This is a genomic window from Klenkia terrae, assembly GCF_900491935.1.
Lineage (GTDB): Bacteria > Actinomycetota > Actinomycetes > Mycobacteriales > Geodermatophilaceae > Klenkia > Klenkia terrae.
In genome coordinates, this window is the sequence record NZ_UEXK01000004.1 from 160,286 (window position 1) to 181,763 (window position 21,478).

15 protein-coding genes and 1 tRNA gene are annotated in these 21,478 nt (G+C 72.1%); 9 read left to right on the top strand and 7 right to left on the bottom strand.

The features are described 5' to 3' along the window. Nucleotides 1-158 precede the first annotated feature (158 nt). The gene (gene polA / locus LFA75_RS01010; protein ID WP_225231915.1) at nucleotides 159-2,900 is read right to left on the bottom strand and encodes a DNA polymerase I; all 2,742 of its coding nucleotides are present in this window, start codon (nucleotides 2,898-2,900) and stop codon (nucleotides 159-161) included. A gap of 72 nt (nucleotides 2,901-2,972) precedes the next feature. Between polA and LFA75_RS01015 the strand changes: the two genes are divergently transcribed. The 7 genes from LFA75_RS01015 (at nucleotide 2,973) to LFA75_RS01045 (ending at nucleotide 8,655) form a co-directional block, all read left to right on the top strand. Beyond that, nucleotides 2,973-3,374: a PaaI family thioesterase gene (locus tag LFA75_RS01015; protein WP_225231916.1), complete on the top strand. Its 402-nt coding sequence runs from the start codon at nucleotides 2,973-2,975 to the stop codon at nucleotides 3,372-3,374. A 340-nt stretch (nucleotides 3,375-3,714) separates the two neighbouring features. Continuing rightward, entirely contained in the window at nucleotides 3,715-4,971 is a 1,257-nt protein-coding gene (locus LFA75_RS01020; RefSeq protein WP_225231917.1) for a branched-chain amino acid ABC transporter permease, read from the top strand. 4 nt (nucleotides 4,972-4,975) lie between these two features. Beyond that, the gene (locus LFA75_RS01025) at nucleotides 4,976-5,974 is read left to right on the top strand and encodes a branched-chain amino acid ABC transporter permease (protein WP_225231918.1); all 999 of its coding nucleotides are present in this window, start codon (nucleotides 4,976-4,978) and stop codon (nucleotides 5,972-5,974) included. Next, the gene (locus LFA75_RS01030) at nucleotides 5,964-6,983 is read left to right on the top strand and encodes an ABC transporter ATP-binding protein (protein WP_225231919.1); all 1,020 of its coding nucleotides are present in this window, start codon (nucleotides 5,964-5,966) and stop codon (nucleotides 6,981-6,983) included. The genes LFA75_RS01025 and LFA75_RS01030 overlap by 11 nt, the downstream gene beginning before the upstream one ends. Beyond that, entirely contained in the window at nucleotides 6,980-7,831 is an 852-nt protein-coding gene (locus LFA75_RS01035; RefSeq protein ID WP_225231920.1) for an ABC transporter ATP-binding protein, read from the top strand. The genes LFA75_RS01030 and LFA75_RS01035 overlap by 4 nt, the downstream gene beginning before the upstream one ends. Before the next feature lie 72 nt (nucleotides 7,832-7,903). Next, nucleotides 7,904-8,233, top strand: coding sequence for a hypothetical protein (locus LFA75_RS01040; RefSeq protein ID WP_225231921.1), 330 nt, complete (start codon nucleotides 7,904-7,906; stop codon nucleotides 8,231-8,233). Continuing rightward, nucleotides 8,230-8,655, top strand: a complete 426-nt coding sequence (locus tag LFA75_RS01045; protein ID WP_225231922.1) for a DUF1772 domain-containing protein — start codon at nucleotides 8,230-8,232, stop codon at nucleotides 8,653-8,655. Before LFA75_RS01040 ends, LFA75_RS01045 begins: the two co-directional genes overlap by 4 nt. Nucleotides 8,656-8,768: 113 nt before the next feature. Here the strand turns inward: LFA75_RS01045 and LFA75_RS01050 are convergent, their stop codons facing one another. Further along, nucleotides 8,769-10,100: an ABC transporter substrate-binding protein gene (locus LFA75_RS01050; protein ID WP_225231923.1), complete on the bottom strand. Its 1,332-nt coding sequence runs from the start codon at nucleotides 10,098-10,100 to the stop codon at nucleotides 8,769-8,771. A 223-nt stretch (nucleotides 10,101-10,323) separates the two neighbouring features. Then, nucleotides 10,324-10,926, bottom strand: coding sequence for an ANTAR domain-containing response regulator (locus tag LFA75_RS01055; protein WP_225231924.1), 603 nt, complete (start codon nucleotides 10,924-10,926; stop codon nucleotides 10,324-10,326). 51 nt (nucleotides 10,927-10,977) lie between these two features. On the opposite strand from LFA75_RS01055, the gene LFA75_RS01060 reads away from it, so the two are divergent. Then, a tRNA-Leu gene (locus LFA75_RS01060) sits at nucleotides 10,978-11,051 on the top strand. Nucleotides 11,052-11,300: 249 nt separating this feature from the next. After that, nucleotides 11,301-12,944, top strand: a complete 1,644-nt coding sequence (locus tag LFA75_RS01065) for a pyridoxal phosphate-dependent decarboxylase family protein (RefSeq protein WP_225231925.1) — start codon at nucleotides 11,301-11,303, stop codon at nucleotides 12,942-12,944. Here LFA75_RS01065 and LFA75_RS01070 read toward each other — a convergent pair. The 4 genes from LFA75_RS01070 to gltB all read right to left on the bottom strand — a co-directional run bounded on the left by LFA75_RS01070 (nucleotide 12,930) and on the right by gltB (nucleotide 21,443). Continuing rightward, nucleotides 12,930-13,799 (bottom strand): acyl-CoA thioesterase, encoded by an 870-nt coding sequence (locus LFA75_RS01070; protein ID WP_225231926.1) that lies wholly within the window; start codon nucleotides 13,797-13,799, stop codon nucleotides 12,930-12,932. The genes LFA75_RS01065 and LFA75_RS01070 overlap by 15 nt on opposite strands. Next, the gene (gene pyk, locus LFA75_RS01075; protein ID WP_225231927.1) at nucleotides 13,796-15,211 is read right to left on the bottom strand and encodes a pyruvate kinase; all 1,416 of its coding nucleotides are present in this window, start codon (nucleotides 15,209-15,211) and stop codon (nucleotides 13,796-13,798) included. Before pyk ends, LFA75_RS01070 begins: the two co-directional genes overlap by 4 nt. 96 nt (nucleotides 15,212-15,307) lie before the next feature. Further along, nucleotides 15,308-16,792 carry a glutamate synthase subunit beta gene (locus LFA75_RS01080; RefSeq protein ID WP_225231928.1) on the bottom strand — a complete coding sequence of 495 codons (1,485 nt, stop codon included), beginning with the start codon at nucleotides 16,790-16,792 and terminating at the stop codon, nucleotides 15,308-15,310. Then, entirely contained in the window at nucleotides 16,785-21,443 is a 4,659-nt protein-coding gene (gene gltB / locus LFA75_RS01085) for a glutamate synthase large subunit (RefSeq protein WP_225231929.1), read from the bottom strand. Before gltB ends, LFA75_RS01080 begins: the two co-directional genes overlap by 8 nt. Between the last annotated feature and the right edge of the window lie 35 nt (nucleotides 21,444-21,478).

The following is a 21,478-nucleotide window of genomic DNA, read 5'->3' on the forward strand; positions in this document are numbered from 1 at the left end:
TTCCTCGGCCCCCAGCCGTCGGCGGGACCCGCCCTCAGTCCCGCCGACGGCTGGGGGCCGAGGAACGAGCGCCCCCCGCCCGAGGCGGGAGCAGCATCGCTCGCCGCCCCAGGGGCACGGCTCCTGGCCGCGGTGCGATCCGGAGGATCGCGATCAGCTCAGTGCGCCGCCTGGTCCCAGCTCTGCCCGACGCCGACGCTGACGTCCAGGGAGACCGACAGCTCGGCGGCGCCGGCCATCTCGGTGCGGACGAGCTCCTCGAGCTGCTCGCGCTCGCCGGGGGCGACCTCGAGGACGAGTTCGTCGTGCACCTGCAGCAGCATCCGGCTGGTCAGGCCGCGCTCGGCGATCCCGCGCTCGACCCGCAGCATGGCGACCTTGATGACGTCGGCGGCCGAGCCCTGGATGGGGGCGTTGAGCGCCATCCGCTCGGCCATGTCGCGGCGCTGCTTGTTGTCGCTGGTGAGGTCGGGCAGGTAGCGGCGGCGGCCCATGGTGGTCTGGGTGTAGCCGGTCTGCCGGGCGTCGTCGACGACGGTGTCGAGGTAGTCGCGGATGCCGCCGAACCGCTCGAAGTAGGCGTGCATCTGCACCCGGGCCTCCTCCGGCGTGATCTTGAGCTGCTGGGAGAGCCCGTAGGCGCTGAGCCCGTAGGCCAGGCCGTAGCTCATGGCCTTGATCCGGCGGCGCATCTCGGGGTCGACGGACTCGATGGGGATGTCGAAGGCCCGGGCGGCGACGAAGGTGTGCAGGTCCTCCCCGGAGGTGAAGGCCTCGATCAGGCCGGCGTCCTCGGAGAGGTGGGCCATGATCCGCATCTCGATCTGGCTGTAGTCGGCGGTCATCAGCGACTCGTAGCCGGCGCCGACGACGAAGGCCTGCCGGATGCGGCGGCCCTCGGCCGAGCGGATCGGGATGTTCTGCAGGTTGGGGTCGACCGAGGACAGCCGGCCGGTGGCCGCGATGGTCTGCTGGAAGGTGGTGTGGATGCGGCCGGAGTCGTCGACCATCGGGATCAGCCCGTCGATGACGGTGCGCAGCCGGGTGACGTCGCGGTGCCGCAGCAGCGCCTCGAGGAACGGGTGCGGGCTGGTCTCCTGCAACCACGCCAGCGCATCGGCGTCGGTGGTGTAGCCGGTCTTGTTCTTCTTGGTCTTGGGCAGGCCCAGCTGGTCGAACAGCACCGCCTGCAGCTGCTTGGGCGAGCCGAGGTTGATCTCGGTGCCGATGGCCTCGTAGGCGTCGGCGGCGGCCTCGGCGACCTTGCCGGCGAACTCCGACTGCAGGTCGTGCAGGAGCTCGAGGTCGGCGGCGATGCCGCGCTGCTCCATGCGGGCCAGCACCTTGGTCAGCGGCAGCTCCAGCTCGGTGAGCAGCCGGTCGCCGCCCTTCTGGCCCAGCAGCTGCTCCAGGGCGTCGGAGAGGTCGTTGACCGCGACGGCCTTGCGGGCATCGGCGACGGCGGCCTCCTGGGCCAGGTCGGCCTCGGTGGGGCCCATGCCGTCCAGGGTGAGCTGCTGCTCGGTGGGGGTGGCCTCGGTCAGCTCGCGCCGCAGGTAGCGGACGGCGAGGTCGCCGAGGTCGAAGGACCGCTGACCAGGCAGCGCGAGGTAGGCGGCCAGCGCGGTGTCGCTGATCTCGCCCTCGAGCTCCCAGCCGCGGGCCCAGACCGCCAGCAGCGGGCCCTTCTCCTCGTGCACGACCTTCGTCGCGGTCGGGTCGGCCAGCCAGGCGGCCAGCGCCTGCTCGTCGGCGACGTCGAGGTCGGGGCCGAGGTCGACGAAGACGGTGTGGTCGTCGGAGGCGGCCAGGGCGATGCCGGTCAGCTCGCCGGTGCCGCGGCCCCAGGAGCCGCGGAAGACGATGCCGGTGTGGCCCTTGCGGCCGTGCGCGGCCAGCCAGTCGGCCAGCCCGCCGGCGGCGACGTTGTCGACGGTCACGTCGATGCCGCCGTCGACCTCGGGCTCGGCGCTGGACAGGGTGGCGAACAGCCGGTCGCGCAGCACCCGGAACTGCAGGTTGTCGAACAGGGTGTGCACCTCGGCCCGGTCCCAGGGCCGGACGGCGAGGTCGACCGGGTGCAGCTCCAGGGCCACGGTCCGGTCGAGCTCGGTGAGGCGGCGGTTCTGCAGCACCGAGGACAGGTGCTCGCGGAGCTTCTCGCCCACCTTGCCCTTGACGGTGTCGACCTGGTCGACGAGGGCGTCCAGCGAGCCGTACTCCCGGATCCACTTGGCGGCGGTCTTCTCCCCCACGCTCGGGATGCCGGGCAGGTTGTCCGAGGGGTCGCCCCGCAGCGCGGCGAAGTCGGGGTACTGCACCGGGCTCAGGCCGTACTTCTCCTCGACCGCCTCCGGGGTGAACCGGGTGAGGTCGGAGACGCCCTTGCGGGGGTAGAGCACGGTGACGTGGTCGTTGACCAGCTGCAGGGCGTCGCGGTCGCCGGTGCAGATCAGCACGTCCATGCCCGACTCGACGGCCTGCACGGTGAGCGTGGCGATGACGTCGTCGGCCTCGTAGCCCTCGGCGGTGAGCACCGGCACGTGCAGGGCAGCCAGCACCTCCTGGATGAGGCTGACCTGGCCGCGGAAGTCGGTCGGGCTCTCGGACCGGTTGGCCTTGTACTCGGCGAAGATCTCGCTGCGGAAGGTCTTGCGGCCGACGTCGAAGGCCACCGCCAGGTGGGTGGGCGCCTCGTCGCGCAGCACGTTGATCAGCATCGAGGTGAAGCCGTAGACGGCGTTCGTCGGCTGCCCGGTGGTGGTCGAGAAGTTCTCCACGGGCAGGGCGAAGAAGGCCCGGTAGGCCAGGGAGTGCCCGTCCAGCAGCAGCAGCCGCGGGCGCACGCCCGGGGTGGTGGAGGTGGATGGGTGGACCGTCTCGGACACCGGAGCAGACATCGCAGCCATCGTATGGCGGGGGTACGACGGTTCCTCCACCCCGACGGCGGCGTCCTGGCTAGCGTGCGGCGGGTGACCACCCCGCGCCCGGACTGGGCCCCCGCCGACCTGAGCCCCCTCGACAGCAAGCTCGGCATCGAGATCGTCGACTTCGACCCCGACCGGCTGGTCGCGACCATCCCGGTGCGCGGCAACGAGCAGCCCTTCGGCCTGCTGCACGGCGGGGCGACCTGCGCCCTGGCCGAGACCGTGGGGTCCTGGGCCGGGGCACTGCACGCCGGCCCGGACCGGCAGGTCGTGGGCATCGAGCTGAACGTGTCCTACCTGCGCGGGGCGACCGAGGGCACGGTCACCGCGGTCTGCACCCCGGTCCGCCGGGGACGGACGCTGGCGACCTTCCGGATCGACATGACCGACGACGCCGGCCGGCCCACCGCCAGCGCGCGGCTGACCACGATGATCAAGCCGGGTTAGCAGCTCCTCCTGCGACCCGGTCGCACCCGGATCGGACCGCCTGGGCCCGCAGGCCTGGGTCGCAGTTGTGTCACGGACCACGTCCGGGGACCCAGAACCGCAACAACCGTGCATTACTGTCCCGATCCGATCGCCTCGCAGCCACCTGCCGTCCACCCGGGCCACCCCCGGCCGGGCGCGGGGGCCGCACCACCCGAACGGCCCAGGAGGTCGAGTGACGCACGCACCCCACCGTGCCCCCGTGCACGGTGCCCGGACGGGGCCCCCGGGCCCGCCGGACGACCGGTCAGGACGCCGGAGGTGGTGGTCCGGCTCCTCGGTGCGGGGACGCCGCCCACTCGTGCTCGCCCTGCTCGTCGCGGCCTTCGCCATGGCCCTGGCCACCCTGCTCCCCTCGGGCATCGCCCAGGCCGAGGGAGAGACGGTCCGCGGCACGCTGCAGACCAGCAAGTCCGGCCCCATCGAGGGCATCGAGGTCACCGTCACCGACTCCTCCGGTGACGAGGTGGACTCGGTCGAGACCGACGACACCGGCCGCTTCGAGGTCGAGCTGCCCGACGGGCCCGGCCAGTACACCGTCAGCATCGACGCCGACTCGCTGCCCGACGGCGTCGAGCTCGGCGACAACGGCGCCGAGCGCACGGTGACCGTCCAGCCCAACGGCCAGCAGAACGTGCTGTTCGGCCTGGAGGACGGGTCGACCAACAGCGGCGGCGGCGGCATCCGCGCCATCCAGCTGCTGGTCGACGGCCTGCGCTTCGGCCTGATCATCGCCGTCTGCGCGGTCGGCCTGTCGCTGATCTTCGGCACCACCGGGTTGACCAACTTCGCCCACGGCGAGCTGGTCACCATCGGCGCCGTCGTCGCCTGGTACGTCAACGTGCAGGGCGGGGTGCCGCTGATCGCGGCCACCCTCATCGCGATGGTCGCCGGGGCCGCGGTCGGCGCGCTCAACGAGCTGGCGCTGTGGCGCCCGCTGCGCAAGCGCGGCACCGGCCTGGTCGCCGCGCTCGTGGTGTCCATCGGGTTGTCGCTGCTGCTGCGCTACCTGATCCAGATCGTCTACGGCGGGTTCTCCAACCCGTACGGGGACTACCAGTCCCAGCGGGCCGTGAACTACGGCGTGTTCACGATGACCAACCGGGCCCTGGCCTCGATCGTCATCGCTGTCGTCGTGCTCGTGCTGGTCGCCCTCATGCTGCAGCGCACCAAGATCGGCAAGGCCATGCGGGCGGTCGCGGACAACCGCGACCTCGCCGCCTCCTCGGGCATCGACGTCAACCGCGTCATCCTGGTCGTCTGGATGATGGGTGGCGCGCTCGCCGCCCTGGGCGGCGTCCTCCTCGGTCTGTCCGACCAGGTCCAGTGGGACATGGGCTTCCGGCTGCTGCTGCTCATGTTCGCCGGGGTCACCCTCGGCGGGCTCGGCACGGCCTACGGCGCCCTGGTCGGCAGCGTCATCATCGGTGTGTTCGTCCAGATGTCCACCCTGGTCATCCCGGACGACATCAAGTACGTCGGAGGTCTGCTCCTCTTGATCGTCATCCTCGTCATCCGGCCCCAGGGCATCCTGGGCAGCCGGGCCCGGATCGGCTGACCCGGTGAGCGACCTCCTCGACGCCCTCGCCATCGGCGTGAAGTCCGGCCTGGGGTTCCAGGCCATCTTCTTCGCGCTGCTGGCCATCGGCATCAACGTGCACTTCGGGTACACCGGGCTGCTGAACTTCGGCCAGATCGCCTTCGCCATGCTCGGCGGCTTCGGCATCGCCATCTCGGTCAGCCAGTGGGGCCTGCCCTTCTGGGTCGGCGTCGTCGTCGGCGTCGCCGCGGCGATCGTGCTGGCGCTGCTGCTGGGCCTGCCCACCCTCCGGCTGCGCGCGGACTACCTGGCGATCGTCACCATCGCTACCGCCGAGGGACTACGCCTGCTGTTCCGGTCGGTGTCGGCGACCCCGGTCACCAACGGCACCCGCGGGCTCTCGTCGTTCAACCAGAGCTTCATCGCCCTGGCGCCGTGGAGCACCCAGCGGCGGTACGACCTGCTCGGGACCTCCTGGAGCGGTGGCGAGCTCTGGGTCGCCCTCGTCGGGTGGACCCTGGTCGCGCTGGCCAGCCTGCTGGTGTTCCTGCTCATGCGCAGCCCCTGGGGCCGCGTGCTCAAGGCCATCCGCGAGGACGAGGACGCCGTCCGCGCACTGGGCAAGAACGTCTACAGCTACAAGATGCAGGCCCTGGTGCTCGGCGCCGTCTTCGGCGCCTTCGGCGGCATGGTCTACGCCGTCGGCACCGGGTCGGCCATCCCCGACCAGTACCAGAACGCCAACACGTTCCTGGCCTACGCGGCGCTGATCCTCGGCGGTGCGGCCCGGGTGCTCGGCCCGGTCGTGGGCTCGATCATCCTGCTGTTCATCCTGCAGTTCGCCGACACGTTCCTGCGGGCACTGATCAGCAACGGCACCATCCCCGAGGCCCTGCTGTCCTCCACCGACGTCGCCCAGATCCGCTTCGTGCTGGTCGGCATCGGCCTCATGCTGCTGCTGATCTTCCGACCACAGGGCATCTTCGGTGACCGACGAGAGGTGATGCTCGATGCCCGCTGACCAGAACACCGGTTCGCACGCCGCGTCCGGCACCGGCGGGGGCCACAGCGCTCCCCCGGCCCGGCTGGCGCAGAAGGCCCTGGCCGACCTGCCCTGGGAGGTCGGCGTCGCCAAGCCGGACCCGGCCATGGTCGTGGACAAGGTCACCCGCACCTTCGGCGGCCTGACCGCCGTCTCGGTCGATCACCTGGAGATCCAGCGCGGCGGCATCACCGGCCTGATCGGCCCCAACGGTGCCGGCAAGACCACGCTGTTCAACCTGCTCACCGGGTTCGACCAGCCCAACACCGGCACCTGGACCTTCGACGGGCGCTCGCTGGGCCGGCTCTCGCCGCACCAGGTCGCCCGGCTGGGGGTCGTGCGCACCTTCCAGCTGACCAAGGCGCTGTCCCGGCTCACCGTGCTGCAGAACATGCTGCTCGGGGCGCAGGGCCAGACCGGTGAGTCCTTCCTCAAGGCGCTGATCCCCGGCACCTGGCGGGCCGAGGAGAAGGCCAACACCGAGAAGGCGATGGACCTGCTCCGGCGGTTCAAGCTCGACGCCAAGAAGGACGACTTCGCCGGGATCCTGTCCGGCGGCCAGCGCAAGCTGCTGGAGATGGCCCGGGCGCTCATGAGCGACCCGAAGGTCGTCATGCTCGACGAGCCGATGGCCGGGGTGAACCCGGCGCTGACCCAGTCGCTGCTCGGGCACGTCAAGGACCTCCGCGAGGAGGGCATGACGGTGGTCTTCGTCGAGCACGACATGGACGTCGTCCGGGACATCAGCGACTGGGTGGTCGTCATGGCCGCCGGCAAGGTCATCGCCGAGGGCCCGCCCGAGTCCATCTCGCAGAACAAGGCCGTGGTCGACGCCTACCTGGGCGCCCACCACGACGCGCCGCTGACCAACGAGGAGGAGGACCGCGTCCTCGCCGAGGCGGAGGCTGCCATCGCCCGCGAGGAAGGGGTCCCGCCCGGCGGCGGCACCCCCGAGACGATCTCCAGCGAGAAGGACGGGAAGCGATGAGCGAGCCGCTGTTCGAGGTCGACGAGACCGGCGAGGACGTCACCCGCGCCCAGGAGGCCGGCGGTGCCGAGCTGTCCCCCGCGGAGAAGGCGGCCACCCGCGAGGAGCACCTCAAGCTCGCCGAGGGTGCGCTGGTGCGGGCCGACGACCTGGTCGCCGGGTACGTGCCCGGGGTCAACATCCTGCGGGGGTGCGACTTCTACCTGCAGGACGGCGAGCTGGTCGGGATCATCGGTCCCAACGGCGCCGGCAAGTCCACCCTGCTGAAGACCCTCTTCGGGCTCATCCCGGTGCGGTCGGGCGCGGTCACCCTGCGTGGGGAGAACATCACCTCGGCCCCGGCCCACAAGCTGGTGCAGCTGGGTGTGGGCTACGTGCCGCAGAACAACAACGTCTTCCCGTCGCTGACCATCTCCGAGAACATGCAGATGGGCGTGTACCTGCGACCCAAGACGTTCAAGGAGCGGTTCGACTACGTCATCGACCTGTTCCCGCTGCTGGGCGAGCGGCGCAACGGCAAGGCCGGTGCGCTGTCCGGCGGTGAGCGCCAGATGGTGGCGATGGGCCGGGCGCTGATGATGGACCCGTCGGTGCTGCTGCTCGACGAGCCGTCGGCCGGCCTCTCGCCGGCCTACCAGGACGAGGTGTTCATCCGCTGCCGGCGGATCAACGCCACCGGCGTCTCGATCATCATGGTCGAGCAGAACGCCCGTCGCTGCCTGCAGATCTGCGACCGCGGCTACGTCCTGGACCAGGGGCGGAACGCCTACACCGACACCGGCAAGTCGCTGATGAACGACCCCAAGGTGATCGAGCTGTACCTGGGCACCCTCGCCAAGGCCCAATAGCAACCCTGTTCCACCCGGTACGACGCCGGTCGTCCCCACGCGGGGCGGCCGGCGTCGTGCTGTCATGGGGCGGTGACCCGCGAGCAGCTGCTGGCCCGCTACCGCGAGCTCGTCCTCGGCCGGCTCCCGGCCCGCGCCCGGGAGCAGCGGTGGGTGGTCACCGCCGACCACTGCTTCGGCCGGATCGTCCTCGACCACGCCGTCGGCGGCCGCTGGTACGACGTGCTGGACCGCCGCCGCTCCCCCGCCTTCGCGCAGCTGGACGACGACCGGCTGGCCGCCGCGGTCGCCCTGGCCGAGCGGATCGACGCCGAGGGCGACCCCCTGCTGCGCGAGCTGGACCGGCAGAGCCTGGTCTGGCGCGGGAAGCCCACTAAGGCCTCCACGGCGCCCACGGCGTGACCGGCCTCGCCGTCGTCCACCTGGTCCTGGTCGCCGCCTACGCGGGCTTCCAGTGGACCGTGCGGGTCCTGGTCTACCCCCAGTTCGCGCAGGTGCCGACCGGGTTCGCCGGGTACGAGCGCTCCCACCAGCAGCGGATCACCCGGGTGGTCGGCCCGCTGTTCGTCGGCCAGGGCGTGACCACCCTCTGGCTGCTGGTGCTGGCGGCGCGCGGCGACGCCCCCGCCCTGCCCGTGCTGGCCGGCGCGGTCTGCCTCGCCGTCGTCCTCGTGGTGACCGCGCTGGGCGCCGTCCCGCTGCACCGGGTGCTGGACGCCGGCTGGGACGCCGCAGCCCACCACCGGTTGCTCCGGGTCGACTCCGTCCGGGTCGCGGCCGCCTCGCTGGGCGTGCTGGCCGCCGCCTGGCTGGTGCTGGGCTGAGACGCGGGACGGCCCGGCTCCCCCGCGAAGGGGGAACCGGGCCGTCGTCTGCGTGCAGGTGGTGCGGTGGTGCTCCTACGTGACCGAGGTCAGCGCAGTGTCGGACTCAGCGCTCAGCGCTGGGGCCCGATGCCCTGGGCGTTCAGACCCTGGATGATCCGCGACGACTCCTCGAAGCCGATCACCACGATGGCGTCGGGGTTGAAGTCGACCATGCGCTGGATCTCCGAGTCGAAGTTCGCAGCCTGCGGGTCGTAGGTGATCGCCTGGATGTTGTCCTCGGACAGACCGTCGCTGACCAGGTTGTTGACGGTGTTCTCCGACAGACCCGTGCCGTACGGGTCGTTGGTGGCCAGGATGCCGATCGTGTTGTTGCCGTCCTGGCCGATCAGGTCGGCCAGGGCGCGGGCCTGCAGCGTGTCCGGGGGCGCGGTGCGGAAGTACAGCCCCTGGTCGTTGTAGGTCGTGAACTGGTCGGAGGTGTTCGCCGGGGAGAACTCCAGGACGCCGGCACCGGTGATGGTGTCGATGACCGTGAGGCTCACGCCCGAGGACGCCGCACCGATGATCGCGTTGACGCCGGACTGCAGCAGGCGGTCCACGGTCTGGGTGGCGGTGTCGGTCGAGGCGTCACCCGAGTCACCGGTCACGAGCTGGACCGGCTGGCCCAGCACGCCACCGGCGGCGTTGATGTCGTTGATCGCCAGCTGGACGCCGGCGACCTCCGGCGGGCCGAGGAAGGCCAGGTTGCCGGTCTCGGGCAGCAGCGTGCCGATGACCAGCGGGGCGCCGGTGGCGCCGGCGGGGGCGTAGGCCGGGCCCTCGTCGGTGGTGGCGTTGGCCTCGTCACCGGCGATGACGTACTGGTTGTCGGCCGGGTCGATCGCGTTGTCCTCGCCGAACTGCAGGATGCCGAAGCTGGCCTGGGCCGGCTCGCCGGCGTCGGTGAAGCTCAGCGGACCGGTGATGCCGTCGTAGTCGACGTTGCCGGCCGCGTTGATGATCGCGAGGCAGCCCGCGAAGTCGGTGCAGGCGTCGCCGCCCACGGTGATCCCGTTGACGTAGGGACCGAAGGTGGTCGCCTGGTTGGTGCCCGCGGCCTGCGCCGCCAGCGCCGTGATGATCACGGCGTCGTAGGACTCACCGGCGTAGTTGTAGTCCTGCAGGTCGGGGTTGATCTCCAGCAGCCGGTCGGTGAAGTCACCGGCCAGCTCGGTGAGGGGCGTGGTGCCCTTCATGCCGGCCAGGGCACCCTGCTCGGTGAAGTCGGCGCCCAGGGCGTTGCCCATGTTGCCGTCGGTGCCGTAGATGTTGACCTGCTTGGTGCCGCTGTCGCTGTCGCTGGCCGCGGCGTCGTCGCTGTCGCTGCCGCCGCCACAGGCGGTTGCAGCGAGCAGGACGGCACCGGACACGGCGACAGCGCGGGCGAAGGTGCCAGTGCGCATCAAGTGACTCCCAGTGTGGTGGTTCATCGCTCGACCGGAGCCACCGAGGCGCAGGAGCACCCCGACCTGTCCGGTCAGTGGCAGGAACCTAACCGGGAACCGGGACGCGATCGGACTCTGCGACCGCACCGTGATGTGGTTGTGACCTCGGCAACCGCCACGACACACACCGGCCCCGTCTCCACCACCCGGGACGACCCGGAGGATCCCGGGCCCACCCGGGTCAGGAGGTCGCGGGCTCCGCCGGGCCGGCCTCGCCGCTCATGACCAGCTGCGCCAACGCCTTCATCGACGTGCGCTCGTTCATCGCCGTCCGCTGGATCCAGCGGAACGCCTCGGCCTCGGTGATCCCGCGGTCGGCCATCAGCTTGCCCTTGGCCTGCTCGACCACCTTGCGGGCCTCCAGGCGCTCCTTGAGGTCACCGACCTCGGCGTCCAGCGCCGTCATCTCGGCGAACCGGCCCACCGCGACCTCGATCGCCGGCACCAGGTCCGCCTTGGAGAACGGCTTCACCAGGTAGGCCATCGCCCCGGCGTCCCGCGCCCGCTCGACCAGCTCCCGCTGGGAGAAGGCGGTCAGCACGATCACCGGCGCGATCCGCGACGCCGCGATCTGCTCCGCCGCCGACAACCCGTCCAGCACCGGCATCTGCACGTCCAGCACCACCAGGTCCGGACGCAGCTCACGGGCCTGGTCGACCGCGGCCTGGCCGTCGCCGACCTCGCCGACGACGACGTAGCCCTCCTCCTCCAGCATCTCCTTGAGGTCGAGGCGGATCAGTGCCTCGTCCTCGGCGATGAGGACCCGGGTCGGCTCGTTGGTCACCCGGTCACCCTATCGAGACAGCACCACCGCTGCCCGTACGCTCCCCGGAGAGCCCCCGTACCCCAACTGGCAGAGGGAGCGGATTCAAAACCCGCACAGTGTCCGTTCGAATCGGACCGGGGGCACGGTGCGCATTGTCGCCCTGCGGGCTCCCACCGCGGCCACGTGCCGGTGCGGGCTGCGACGAGCCCTCCGCTGCGGCTCCGGCGGGAGGACTTCGTCCTCCGCACCGTCGGCGCAGGGCGCTGCGCGCAGTCCGTCCAGGTCGGGTCACCTCGAGCGCCTCCTCGGGGAGGTCTCCTTCGTCGACCTCCCGTCGTCGGCGCGGCTTCGCCCTGCGGTGGGGCGTTCTGCCGGGGCTCTACGGTTGGGGTGTGACGGGACACATGACACCTGAGGAGTTCCGGCGCTACGGGCACGAGGTCGTGGACTGGGTGGCGGACCACATGGGGCGGGTGGAGTCGCTGCCGGTGCGGTCGCAGGTGGCGCCGGGGGATGTGCGGGCCGCGCTGCCGGCGTCGGCGCCCGAGCAGGGCGAGCCGATCGCCGACGTGCTCGCCGACCTGGACCGGATCGTCGTCCCGGGGCTGACGCACTGGCAGCACCCCGGGTTCTTCGGGTACTTCCCCGCCAACACGTCAGGGCCCTCTGTCCTCGGTGACCTGGTCAGCTCCGCGCTGGGCGTGCAGGGCATGTCCTGGGTGACCAGCCCGGCCTGCACCGAGCTCGAGCAGCACGTCATGGACTGGTTCGTCGAGCTGCTCGGCCTGCCGGAGTCCTTCACCCACGGCAGCACCGGCGGCGGCGTCGTCCAGGACTCCAGCTCCGGGGCCAACCTGGTGGCCCTGCTGGCCGCCCTGCACCGGGCCACCGGCGGGCGCACCGTCCGCAGCGGCGTCGAGCCCGGCGCCATGACCGTCTACGTCTCCGCCCAGACGCACTCCAGCATGGAGAAGGCCGCCCGCATCGCCGGCCTGGGCTCCGACGCCGTCCGGGTCGTCCCCGTCGACGGCGACCTGGCCATGCGGCCCGAGGAGCTGGCCCGCCGGATCGACTCCGACGTCGCCCGCGGGTTCACCCCCGTCATGGTGTGCGCCACCTCCGGCACCACCTCCACCGGCGCGTTCGACCCGCTGGACGCCCTCGGCCCGATCTGCCGGGACCGCGGCGTGTGGCTGCACGTCGACGCCGCCTGGGCCGGGGTGTCGGCCGTCGCCCCCGAGCTGCGCCCCCTGCAGGCCGGGGTGGAGTGGGCCGACAGCTACACCACCGACGCGCACAAGTGGCTGCTCACCGGCTTCGACGCCACGCTGTTCTGGACCGCCGACCGGGCCGCGCTCACCGGCGCCCTCGCGATCCTCCCCGAGTACCTGCGCAACGCGGCCACCGACAGCGGCACGGTCGTGGACTACCGGGACTGGCAGATCGAGCTGGGCCGCCGGTTCCGCGCGCTCAAGCTGTGGTTCGTCGTCCGCTGGTACGGCGCCGAGGGCCTGCGCGAGCACGTCCGCGGAGCCGTCGCCCTCGCCCAGGAGCTGGCCGGTTGGGTCGGGGCCGACGACCGGTTCGACGTCGTCGCGCCGCACCCGCTCTCGCTGGTCTGCCTCAAGCCCCGCTGGGCGCGCGGGGTGGACGCCGACGTCGCGACCATGACCCTGCTGGAGCGGCTCAACGACGGCGGCGAGGTGTTCCTGACCCACACCTCGATCTCCGGGGAGGTCGTGCTGCGGGTGGCCCTCGGCGCCCCGGCGACGCAGCGCCGGCACGTCGAGCGGCTGTGGACGCTGCTCCGCGAGGCGCACGACTGGCTGGCGAACGACTTCGCCGAGGCCGCCGCCACCGCCGAGGCCGCGGCCGCCGAGGCCCGGGCGGCACGCGCGGCCGCCGCAGCGGAGGCGCAGGCCGCCCAGGAGGTCGAGGCAGCCCCGGAGGCCGAGCCCGCCGACCCGGTCGAGTTCAGCACCGTCCCCAAGGCCGTCGAGGCCGAGCGGGACGAGGAGACCTCAGCCGTCGAGTGACCGGATGAGGCCCTCCTGGGCCACGGTCGCCACGTGGGTGCCGTCCGCGGCCCAGATCTGGCCCAGGTTCATCGCCCGGCCCGACGCGGCGGCCGGGCTGTCGGTCTCGTAGAGGAACCACTGGTCGGCGCGGACCGGCCGGTGGAACCAGACCGCGTGGTCCAGCGAGGCGCCCACGTGCTCGCCGCCCCACCCGCCGCCGCGCTGACGTTCGTGTCGGACCTGACACTGCTGTCGGCGGGGCTGGCCCGGATCGGCGGCGTGCACCCCGGGGTCGTCGGGCAGCCGGCCGGTCACCCGGAACCAGGTGTGGCTCTGGGTGTGCGGCGGGGTCTTCGGCGCCGGGTCGAACGGGTCCTCGAGGAAGCGCTGCTCGACCACCCGGGCGAACGCCCGGGCACCCGTGGCCCGCCCCGGGTGCGCGGCGCTGACCTCGTCGATGCCGGGCAGCGACTCGGCGGGGGGCACCTGCGGCATGGGCAGCGAATGCTCGACGACCGGGGCCTCCCCCGCGGTGAAGTCCGCCGTCAGCGCGAAGACGGCGACGTCCTCGCCCTTGCGGGTCTGCCGGCCGACGACGCGGCGCGTGGAGAACGACCGGCCCTCGCGGATCCGGTCGACCTCGTAGCGCAGCTCCTCGTGCGGGTCGCCCGGGCGCAGGAAGTAGGAGTGCAGCGAGTGCACCCCCCGGCCGTCGGGGACCGTGCGGGTGGCCGCGGTGAGCGCCTGGGCGGCGACCTGACCGCCGAACACCCGCTGCAGCGGGCTGCTCGGCGTCCGGCCCACGTACAGGTCGGTGGACCGCTCCTCGAGGTCGAGGACCTCGAGGAGGGCCGCCGCCGGGGACTCACTCACGCATGCGTACCGATCTCGTGGACGCGGATCAGGTTGGTCGAGCCCTGCACGTTCGGCGGGGAGCCGGCGACGACGATCACGCGGTCGCCCTCCTTGAGCCGGCCGATCGACAGCAGGGAGAAGTCGACCTGGCCGACCATGTCGTCGGTGTGCCCGACCTGCGGCACCAGGAAGGTCTCCACGCCCCACGACAGCGCCATCCGGCTGCGCACCCGGGGGTCGGTGGTGAAGGCCAGGATCGGCAGCCGGGTGTGCAGCGCGGCCAGCCGGCGGACCGTGTCACCGGTCATCGTGAAGGCGGCGAGCGCGTCGACGTCGAGGGCCTCGCCGATCTCGCGGGCGGCCTTGACGATCGCCCCGGACCGCGAGCGGGACTGGCGCACCAGCGCGGGCACCCGGACCTCGTCGGTCTCGACCGCGTCGATGATCCGCTCCATGGTGCGGACGGCGGCGATCGGGAACTTGCCCACCGAGGTCTCCCCCGACAGCATCACCGCGTCGGCGCCGTCGAGCACCGCGTTGGCGACGTCGGAGGCCTCCGCCCGGGTCGGCCGCGAGGAGTTGATCATCGACTCGAGCATCTGGGTGGCCACGATGACCGGCTTGTTGCGCTCGCGGGCGGCCTGCACGGCGCGCTTCTGCACCATCGGGACCTGCTCCAGCGGCAGCTCCACGCCCAGGTCGCCGCGGGCGACCATGATGCCGTCGAAGGCCTCCACGATCGCCTCGAGGTTCTCGACCGCCTCGGGCTTCTCCAGCTTGGCGATGACCGGGAGGTCGACGTCCATCTGGCGCATGATCTCGCGGACCAGCTCCGCGTCCTCGGCCCGCCGGACGAACGACAGCGCGATGAAGTCCACGCCGAGGGCCAGGGCGAACCGGAGGTCCTCCTCGTCCTTCTCGCTCATCGCCGGGACGCTGACGGCGACCCCGGGCAGCGAGAGGCCCTTGTTGTTGGAGACCTTGCCGCCCTCGAGCACCAGGCACCACACGTCGGGGCCGTCGACCTCGACCACGGTGAGGGCGAGGTTGCCGTCGTCGACGAGCAGCCGGTCACCGACGCGGACGTCGTTGGCCAGGTTCTTGTAGGTGGTGCCGACCCGCTCGGCGGTGCCCATGACCTCCTCGACGGTGATGCAGACGCGGGAACCGGTCTCCCACACCACCGGGCCGTCGGCGAAGCGGCCGAGGCGGATCTTGGGGCCCTGCAGGTCGGCGAGGACGGCGACCGCGCGGCCCACGGCGTCCGAGGCCTGGCGGACCAGGTGGTAGTTGCGCTCGTGGTCGGCGTGCTCGCCGTGGCTGAAGTTCAGGCGGGCGACGTCCATGCCGGACTCGACGAGGGCGGTGATCTGCTCGGCCGAGCCCACGGCGGGGCCCAGGGTGCAGACGATCTTGGCGCGACGGCTCATGCCGCTCACGCTAGTGCAAGACACGACACCCTCCCGACCCCGGGAGGCGGGGGCGAGAGGGTGTCGGATCAGACGTCCAGGACGTCTATGCGCAGGTCAGCGGAGCGCGACGGCCGTCGGGGTGATCGGTCGGGGCAGCATCGAGGAGCCGGTCAGCCAGCTGTCGACGGCGCCGGCGGCGGCCCGTCCCTCGGCGATGGCCCAGACGATCAGGGACTGGCCGCGGCCCATGTCACCGGCCACGAACACCCCCGGGACCGAGGACATGAACTCCGCGTCCCGGACGACGTTGCCGCGCCCGTCGACGTCGACGCCCAGGCCCTCGACGAGGCCCTCCTTCTGCGCACCGGTGAAGCCCATGGCCAGGAACACCAGGTCGGCGGGGAGCTCGCGCTCGGTGCCCTCGACCTTGGTGAACTTCCCGTCCACCATCTCCACGTCGTGCACCAGGATCGCCTTGACGTTGCCGGCGCCGTCGTCGACGAACCGCTCGGTGTTGACGGCGTAGATCCGGTCGCCGCCCTCCTCGTGGGCCGAGGAGACCCGCATGACCATCGGGTAGGTCGGCCAGGGGTTCTTCGGCCCCCGGGACGACGGCGGCTCGGGCATGATCTCCAGCTGCGCGACCGAGGCCGCGCCCTGCCGGTGCGAGGTGCCCAGGCAGTCGGCGCCGGTGTCGCCGCCGCCGATGATCACCACGTGCTTGCCCTCGGCGTTGATCGGCGGGCTGTCCAGCTCGCCGAGCGCCTGCTTGTTGCCGTAGGGCAGGAACTCCATGGCCAGGTGGATGCCGGCCAGCTCCCGGCCCGGGGCGGGCAGGTCGCGGCCGACGGTGGCCCCGCCGGACAGGACGACGGCGTCGAAGTCCTCGCGCAGCTGGGCCACGGTGACGTCGGAGCCCTCGGCGCCGACCTCGACCCCGGTGACGAACCGGGTGCCCTCGGCGCGCATCTGGTCCAACCGGCGGTCCAGGTGGCGCTTCTCCATCTTGAACTCGGGGATGCCGTAGCGCATCAGCCCGCCGACCGCGTCGGCCCGCTCGAAGACGGTGACCTCGTGCCCGGCCCGGGTCAGCTGCTGGGCGGCGGCCAGCCCGGCGGGGCCGGAGCCGACCACGGCGACCTTCTTGCCCGACAGCTCCGCCGGCGGCTGCGGGGTGACCCAGCCCTCGGCGAAGGCCCGGTCGATGATCTCGACCTCGACCTGCTTGATGGTCACCGGCGACTCGGTCAGGTTGAGCACGCAGGAGCCCTCGCAGGGCGCCGGGCACAGCCGCCCGGTGAACTCCGGGAAGTTGTTCGTGGCGTGCAGCCGCTCGATGGCCTCGCGCCAGTCGTCCCGGCGCACCAGGTCGTTCCACTCGGGGATCAGGTTCCCCAGCGGGCAGCCGTGGTGGCAGAACGGGATGCCGCAGTCCATGCAGCGGGCCGCCTGCGTGCGCAGGGTGGCCGAGGTGAAGGCCTCCTCGCCGCCGGCCTGGCGCTCGAGGTAGACCTCCTTCCAGTCCCGGATGCGGACGTCGACGGGCCGCCGGGGCGGCACGGACCGCTCGAACTTCAGGAATCCGGTGCTGTCAGCCACGAGCTGCCTCCATCACTGCACGGTCGACGTCGTACCCCGCGGCCTCGGCGGCCCGACGGGCCTCCATCGCGCGGCGGTAGTCCCTCGGCATGATCACGCTGAACCGCTCGGACCAGCGGCCCCAGTCGGCCAGCAGCGAGCTGGCCACGGTCGAACCGGTCTCCTCGCGGTAGCGGGTCAGGGTCTCCCGCAACCACAGCGAGTCCTCGGTGGACAGCGACTCGACGTCGACCATCTCGCCGTTGACCCGGTGCACGGCCAGGTCCAGCACGTAGGCGATGCCGCCGCTCATGCCCGCGGCCACGTTGCGCCCGGTCTCGCCCAGGATGATCGCCCGGCCACCGGTCATGTACTCGCAGGCGTGGTCGCCGACGCCCTCGACGATGGCCAGCGCGCCGGAGTTGCGCACGCAGAACCGCTCGCCGACCCGCCCGCGCAGGAAGATCTCCCCGCCGGTGGCGCCGTAGCCGATCACGTTGCCGGCGATGACCGCGTCCTCGGCCGCGAAGCTGGCCGAGGGGTCGGGCCGGACGACGATCCGGCCACCGGACAGGCCCTTGCCGACGTAGTCGTTGGCGTCGCCGAGCAGCCGCATGGTGATGCCCGCGGGCACGAAGGCGCCGAAGGACTGGCCGGCCGACCCCTCGAAGGTGAGGTCGATGGTGCCCTCGGGCAGGCCCTCGCCGCCGAAGCGCCGGGTGACCATCGCGCCGAGCATCGTGCCGACGGTGCGGTTCACGTTGCGCACCGGCAGCTGCAGGCTCACCGGGCGGGCGTCGAGCAGCGCGCCCTCGCAGAGCTGGATCAGCGTCTGGTCCAGCGCGACGTCCAGCCCGTGGTCCTGGCCGCGCATCCGACGGCGCGGGGCACCCTCGGGCAGCTCGGGCAGGGCCAGCACGGGGCTGAGGTCCAGCCCGGCGGCCTTCCAGTGCTCCACCGCGGCGCGGGTCTCGAGCACCTCGACCTGGCCGACGGCGTCGGCGATCGAGCGGAAGCCGAGCTGGGCGAGCAGCTCGCGGACCTGCTGGGCGAGGAACTCGAAGAACGTGACCACGAACTCGGGCTGGCCGGTGAAGCGCTTGCGCAGCTCGGGGTTCTGGGTGGCCACGCCGACCGGGCAGGTGTCCAGGTGGCAGACCCGCATCATCACGCAGCCGCTGACCACCAGCGGCGCGGTGGCGAAGCCGAACTCCTCGCCGCCGAGCAGCGCGGCGATGACCACGTCGCGGCCGGTCTTCATCTGGCCGTCGACCTGCACGGTGATCCGGTCGCGCAGGCCGTTGACCAGCAGGGTCTGCTGGGTCTCGGCCAGGCCGAGCTCCCACGGCGAGCCGGCGTGCTTGAGCGACGTCAGCGGCGCGGCACCCGTGCCGCCGTCGTGCCCGGAGATCAGGACGACGTCGGCGTGGGCCTTGGAGACACCCGCCGCGACCGTGCCGACCCCCACCTCGGAGACCAGCTTGACGTGCACCCGCGCCTGGTCGTTGGCGTTCTTCAGGTCGTGGATGAGCTGCTTGAGGTCCTCGATGGAGTAGATGTCGTGGTGCGGCGGCGGGGAGATCAGGCCGACGCCGGGCGTGGAGTGCCGGGTCCGGGCCACCCACGGGTAGACCTTGGAGCCGGGCAGCTGGCCGCCCTCGCCGGGCTTCGCGCCCTGGGCCATCTTGATCTGGATGTCGTCGGCGTTGACCAGGTACTCGCTCGTCACGCCGAACCGGCCGCTGGCCACCTGCTTGATCGCCGAGCGGCGCAGGTCGCCGTTCTCGTCGGGGGTGAAGCGGTCGGGGTCCTCGCCGCCCTCGCCGGTGTTGGACTTGCCGCCCAGGCGGTTCATCGCGATGGCGAGGGTCTGGTGCGCCTCCTGGGAGATCGAGCCGTAGCTCATCGCCCCGGTGGAGAACCGCTTGACGATCTCGCTGACCGGCTCGACCTCCTCGATCGGCACCGACGGGCGGACGCCCTCCCGGAAGCCGAAGAGACCGCGCAGGGTCGAGGCGTCGCGGGAGAGCTGGTCGACCGCGTCGGTGTACTTCTGGAACACGTCGTACTGCCGCGAGCGGGTGGCGTGCTGCAGCAGGAAGACCGTCTCGGGGTTGAACAGGTGGATCTCGCCCTCGCGGCGCCACTGGTACTCACCGCCCACGGTGAGCTTGCGGTGCGCGACCTCGGTCGGGTTGGACGGGTAGGCGCGGCGGTGGCGCATGGCCACCTCCTCGGCCAGCACGTCCAGGCCGACGCCGCCCAGGGTCGACGACGTCCCGGTGAAGTACTTCTCGACCAGGTCGTGCGACAGGCCGACGGCCTCGAAGATCTGCGCCATCGTGTACGAGCCGACGGTGCTGATGCCCATCTTGCTCATGACCTTCAGGACGCCCTTGCCCATGGCCTTGACCACGTTGCGGACGGCCTGGGCGGGCTGGACACCGGTGAGCAGGCCGTCCCGGATCAGGTCCTCGACGCTCTCGAAGGCCAGGTAGGGGTTGACCGCGGCGGCGCCGTAGCCCAGCAGCAGCGCGACGTGGTGCACCTCGCGGCAGTCGCCGGACTCGACGACCAGGCCGACCTCCATCCGGGTGCGCTCGCGCACCAGGTGGTGGTGGACGGCGGCGGTCATCAGCAGCGACGGGATGGGGGCGCGCTGCTCGTCGCAGTCCCGGTCGGACAGCACGATGACCCGGGCGCCGGCGGCGATGGCCTTGCTGACCTTGGTCTGCAGGTCGCCGATCGCCTTCTCCAGCGCCGCGCCGCCGCCGTTGACGTCGAAGTGGCCGGTGATCCGCACCGCGGCGAAGCCGGGCAGGTCGCCGTCGTCGTCGATGTGCAGGATCTTGGCCAGCTCGTCGTTGTCGATGACCGGGAAGGGCAGCACGACCTGCCGGCAGGACGCCGGGTTGGCCGCGAGCAGGTTGCCCTCGGGGCCGAAGGTGCGGCCCAGGCTGGTCACCAGCTCCTCGCGGATGGCGTCCAGCGGCGGGTTGGTCACCTGCGCGAAGAGCTGGTTGAAGTAGTCGTAGAGCAGCCGGGAGCGGTCCGACAGCGCGGCGACCGGGGTGTCGGTGCCCATCGAGCCGATCGGCTCGGCGCCGCTGGCGGCCATCGGCTGCAGCAGGATGCGCAGCTGCTCCTCGGTGTAGCCGAACAGCAGCTGGCGCCGGACGACGGACTCGTGGCTGGGCCGCGAGCGGCGGCGCTCGGGCAGCGAGGGCAGGTGGATCAGCCCGGCGTGCAGCCAGTCGTCGTAGGGCTGCTCGGCGGCCAGGGCGCCCTTGACCTCGTCGTCGGGGATCATCCGGCCCTGGGCGGTGTCCAGCAGGAACATCCGGCCCGGCTTGAGCCGGCCCTTGGCCACGACGTCGGCGGCCGGGATGTCGAGCACGCCGACCTCCGAGGCGAGGACGACGACGTCGTCCTTGGTCCGCCACCAGCGACCCGGGCGCAGGCCGTTGCGGTCCAGGACCGCACCGATCAGCGTGCCGTCGGTGAAGCAGACGCAGGCCGGCCCGTCCCAGGGCTCCATGACCGCGGAGTGGAAGCGGTAGAACGCCCGGCGGGCGGCGTCCATCTCGGCGTGATTCTCCCACGCCTCGGGGATCATCATCAGCAGCGCGTGCGGCAGCGAGCGACCGGACAGGTGCAGCAGCTCCAGCACCTCGTCGAAGGTCGCGGAGTCGCTGAAGTCGCCGGCGGTGAGCGGGAAGATCCGCTCCAGGCCGAGCTCGGACGCCGGGCCCGCGGGGCCGTCGAACAGGTCGGTGTGCAGCTTGGCCTCGCGGGCCCGCATGCGGTTCCGGTTGCCCTTGATGGTGTTGATCTCGCCGTTGTGCGCGATCGCCCGGAACGGGTGGGCCAGCGGCCAGCTCGGGAAGGTGTTGGTGGAGAACCGGCTGTGCACCAGCGCGATCGCCGAGACGTAGCGCTCGTCGGTCAGGTCCGGGAAGAACGCGGGCAGCTGGTCGGTGGTCAGCATGCCCTTGTAGGTGATCGTCCGGGAGGACAGCGAGGCGAAGTACAGCGAGCTCCCCGCCTCGGTCGCCGCGCGCTCGGCGCGCTTGCGCAGCACGAAGGCACGCCGCTCCAGCCGGGTGACCCCGTGGCTGGTGGTGGCGCCGCCGAAGGCGGTGGCGTCGGCGCGGGCCGCGGTGGCCTCGGCGACGAACAGCTGGGCGAAGTGCGGCATGACCGCCAGCGCGGTGGGGCCGATGTCGGCGCCCTCGGGGTCGATCGGCAGCTCGCGCCAGCCGAGGACGACCAGGCCCTCCTCGGCGGCCAGGCGGGCCACGTCGGCGACCCGCTCGGCGCGCTCAGCGTCGTCCTGGGGCAGGAAGGCCACGCCCGCGGCGTACTCCCCCGCCGGCGGCAGGTCGAAGTCGGCGGTGGCCCGCAGCAGGGCGTCGGGGACCTGGGTGAGGATGCCCGCGCCGTCGCCGGAGTTCGGCTCGGAGCCGGCGGCGCCGCGGTGGTCCAGGTTGTGCAGCGCCGTGAGGCCCATGGCCACGATCGACCGCGAGCGCCGGCCCTGGGCGTCGGCCACGAAGGCCACACCGCAGGCGTCGTGCTCGTTGGCCGGGTCGTAGAGGCCCGAGGCCGCCGGGACGGCCGAGAACGGGACCCGGGTCCCGGAGGGTGCGGTGCCGGACTGCGTGGGGGACATGTCACTCCCGTCGACGGCGGGGGGCCCGCGAGGGG

Excerpts from the sequence above, each read along its gene's own strand:
- pyk (WP_225231927.1), bottom strand. The coding sequence starts at position 15,211 with ATGAGCCGTCGCGCCAAGATCGTCTGCACCCTGGGCCCCGCCGTGGGC.
- LFA75_RS01050 (WP_225231923.1), bottom strand. The coding sequence starts at position 10,100 with ATGCGCACTGGCACCTTCGCCCGCGCTGTCGCCGTGTCCGGTGCCGTC.
- LFA75_RS01030 (WP_225231919.1), top strand. The coding sequence starts at position 5,964 with ATGCCCGCTGACCAGAACACCGGTTCGCACGCCGCGTCCGGCACCGGC.
- gltB (WP_225231929.1), bottom strand. The coding sequence starts at position 21,443 with ATGTCCCCCACGCAGTCCGGCACCGCACCCTCCGGGACCCGGGTCCCG.
- polA (WP_225231915.1), bottom strand. The coding sequence starts at position 2,900 with ATGTCTGCTCCGGTGTCCGAGACGGTCCACCCATCCACCTCCACCACC.
- LFA75_RS01035 (WP_225231920.1), top strand. The coding sequence starts at position 6,980 with ATGAGCGAGCCGCTGTTCGAGGTCGACGAGACCGGCGAGGACGTCACC.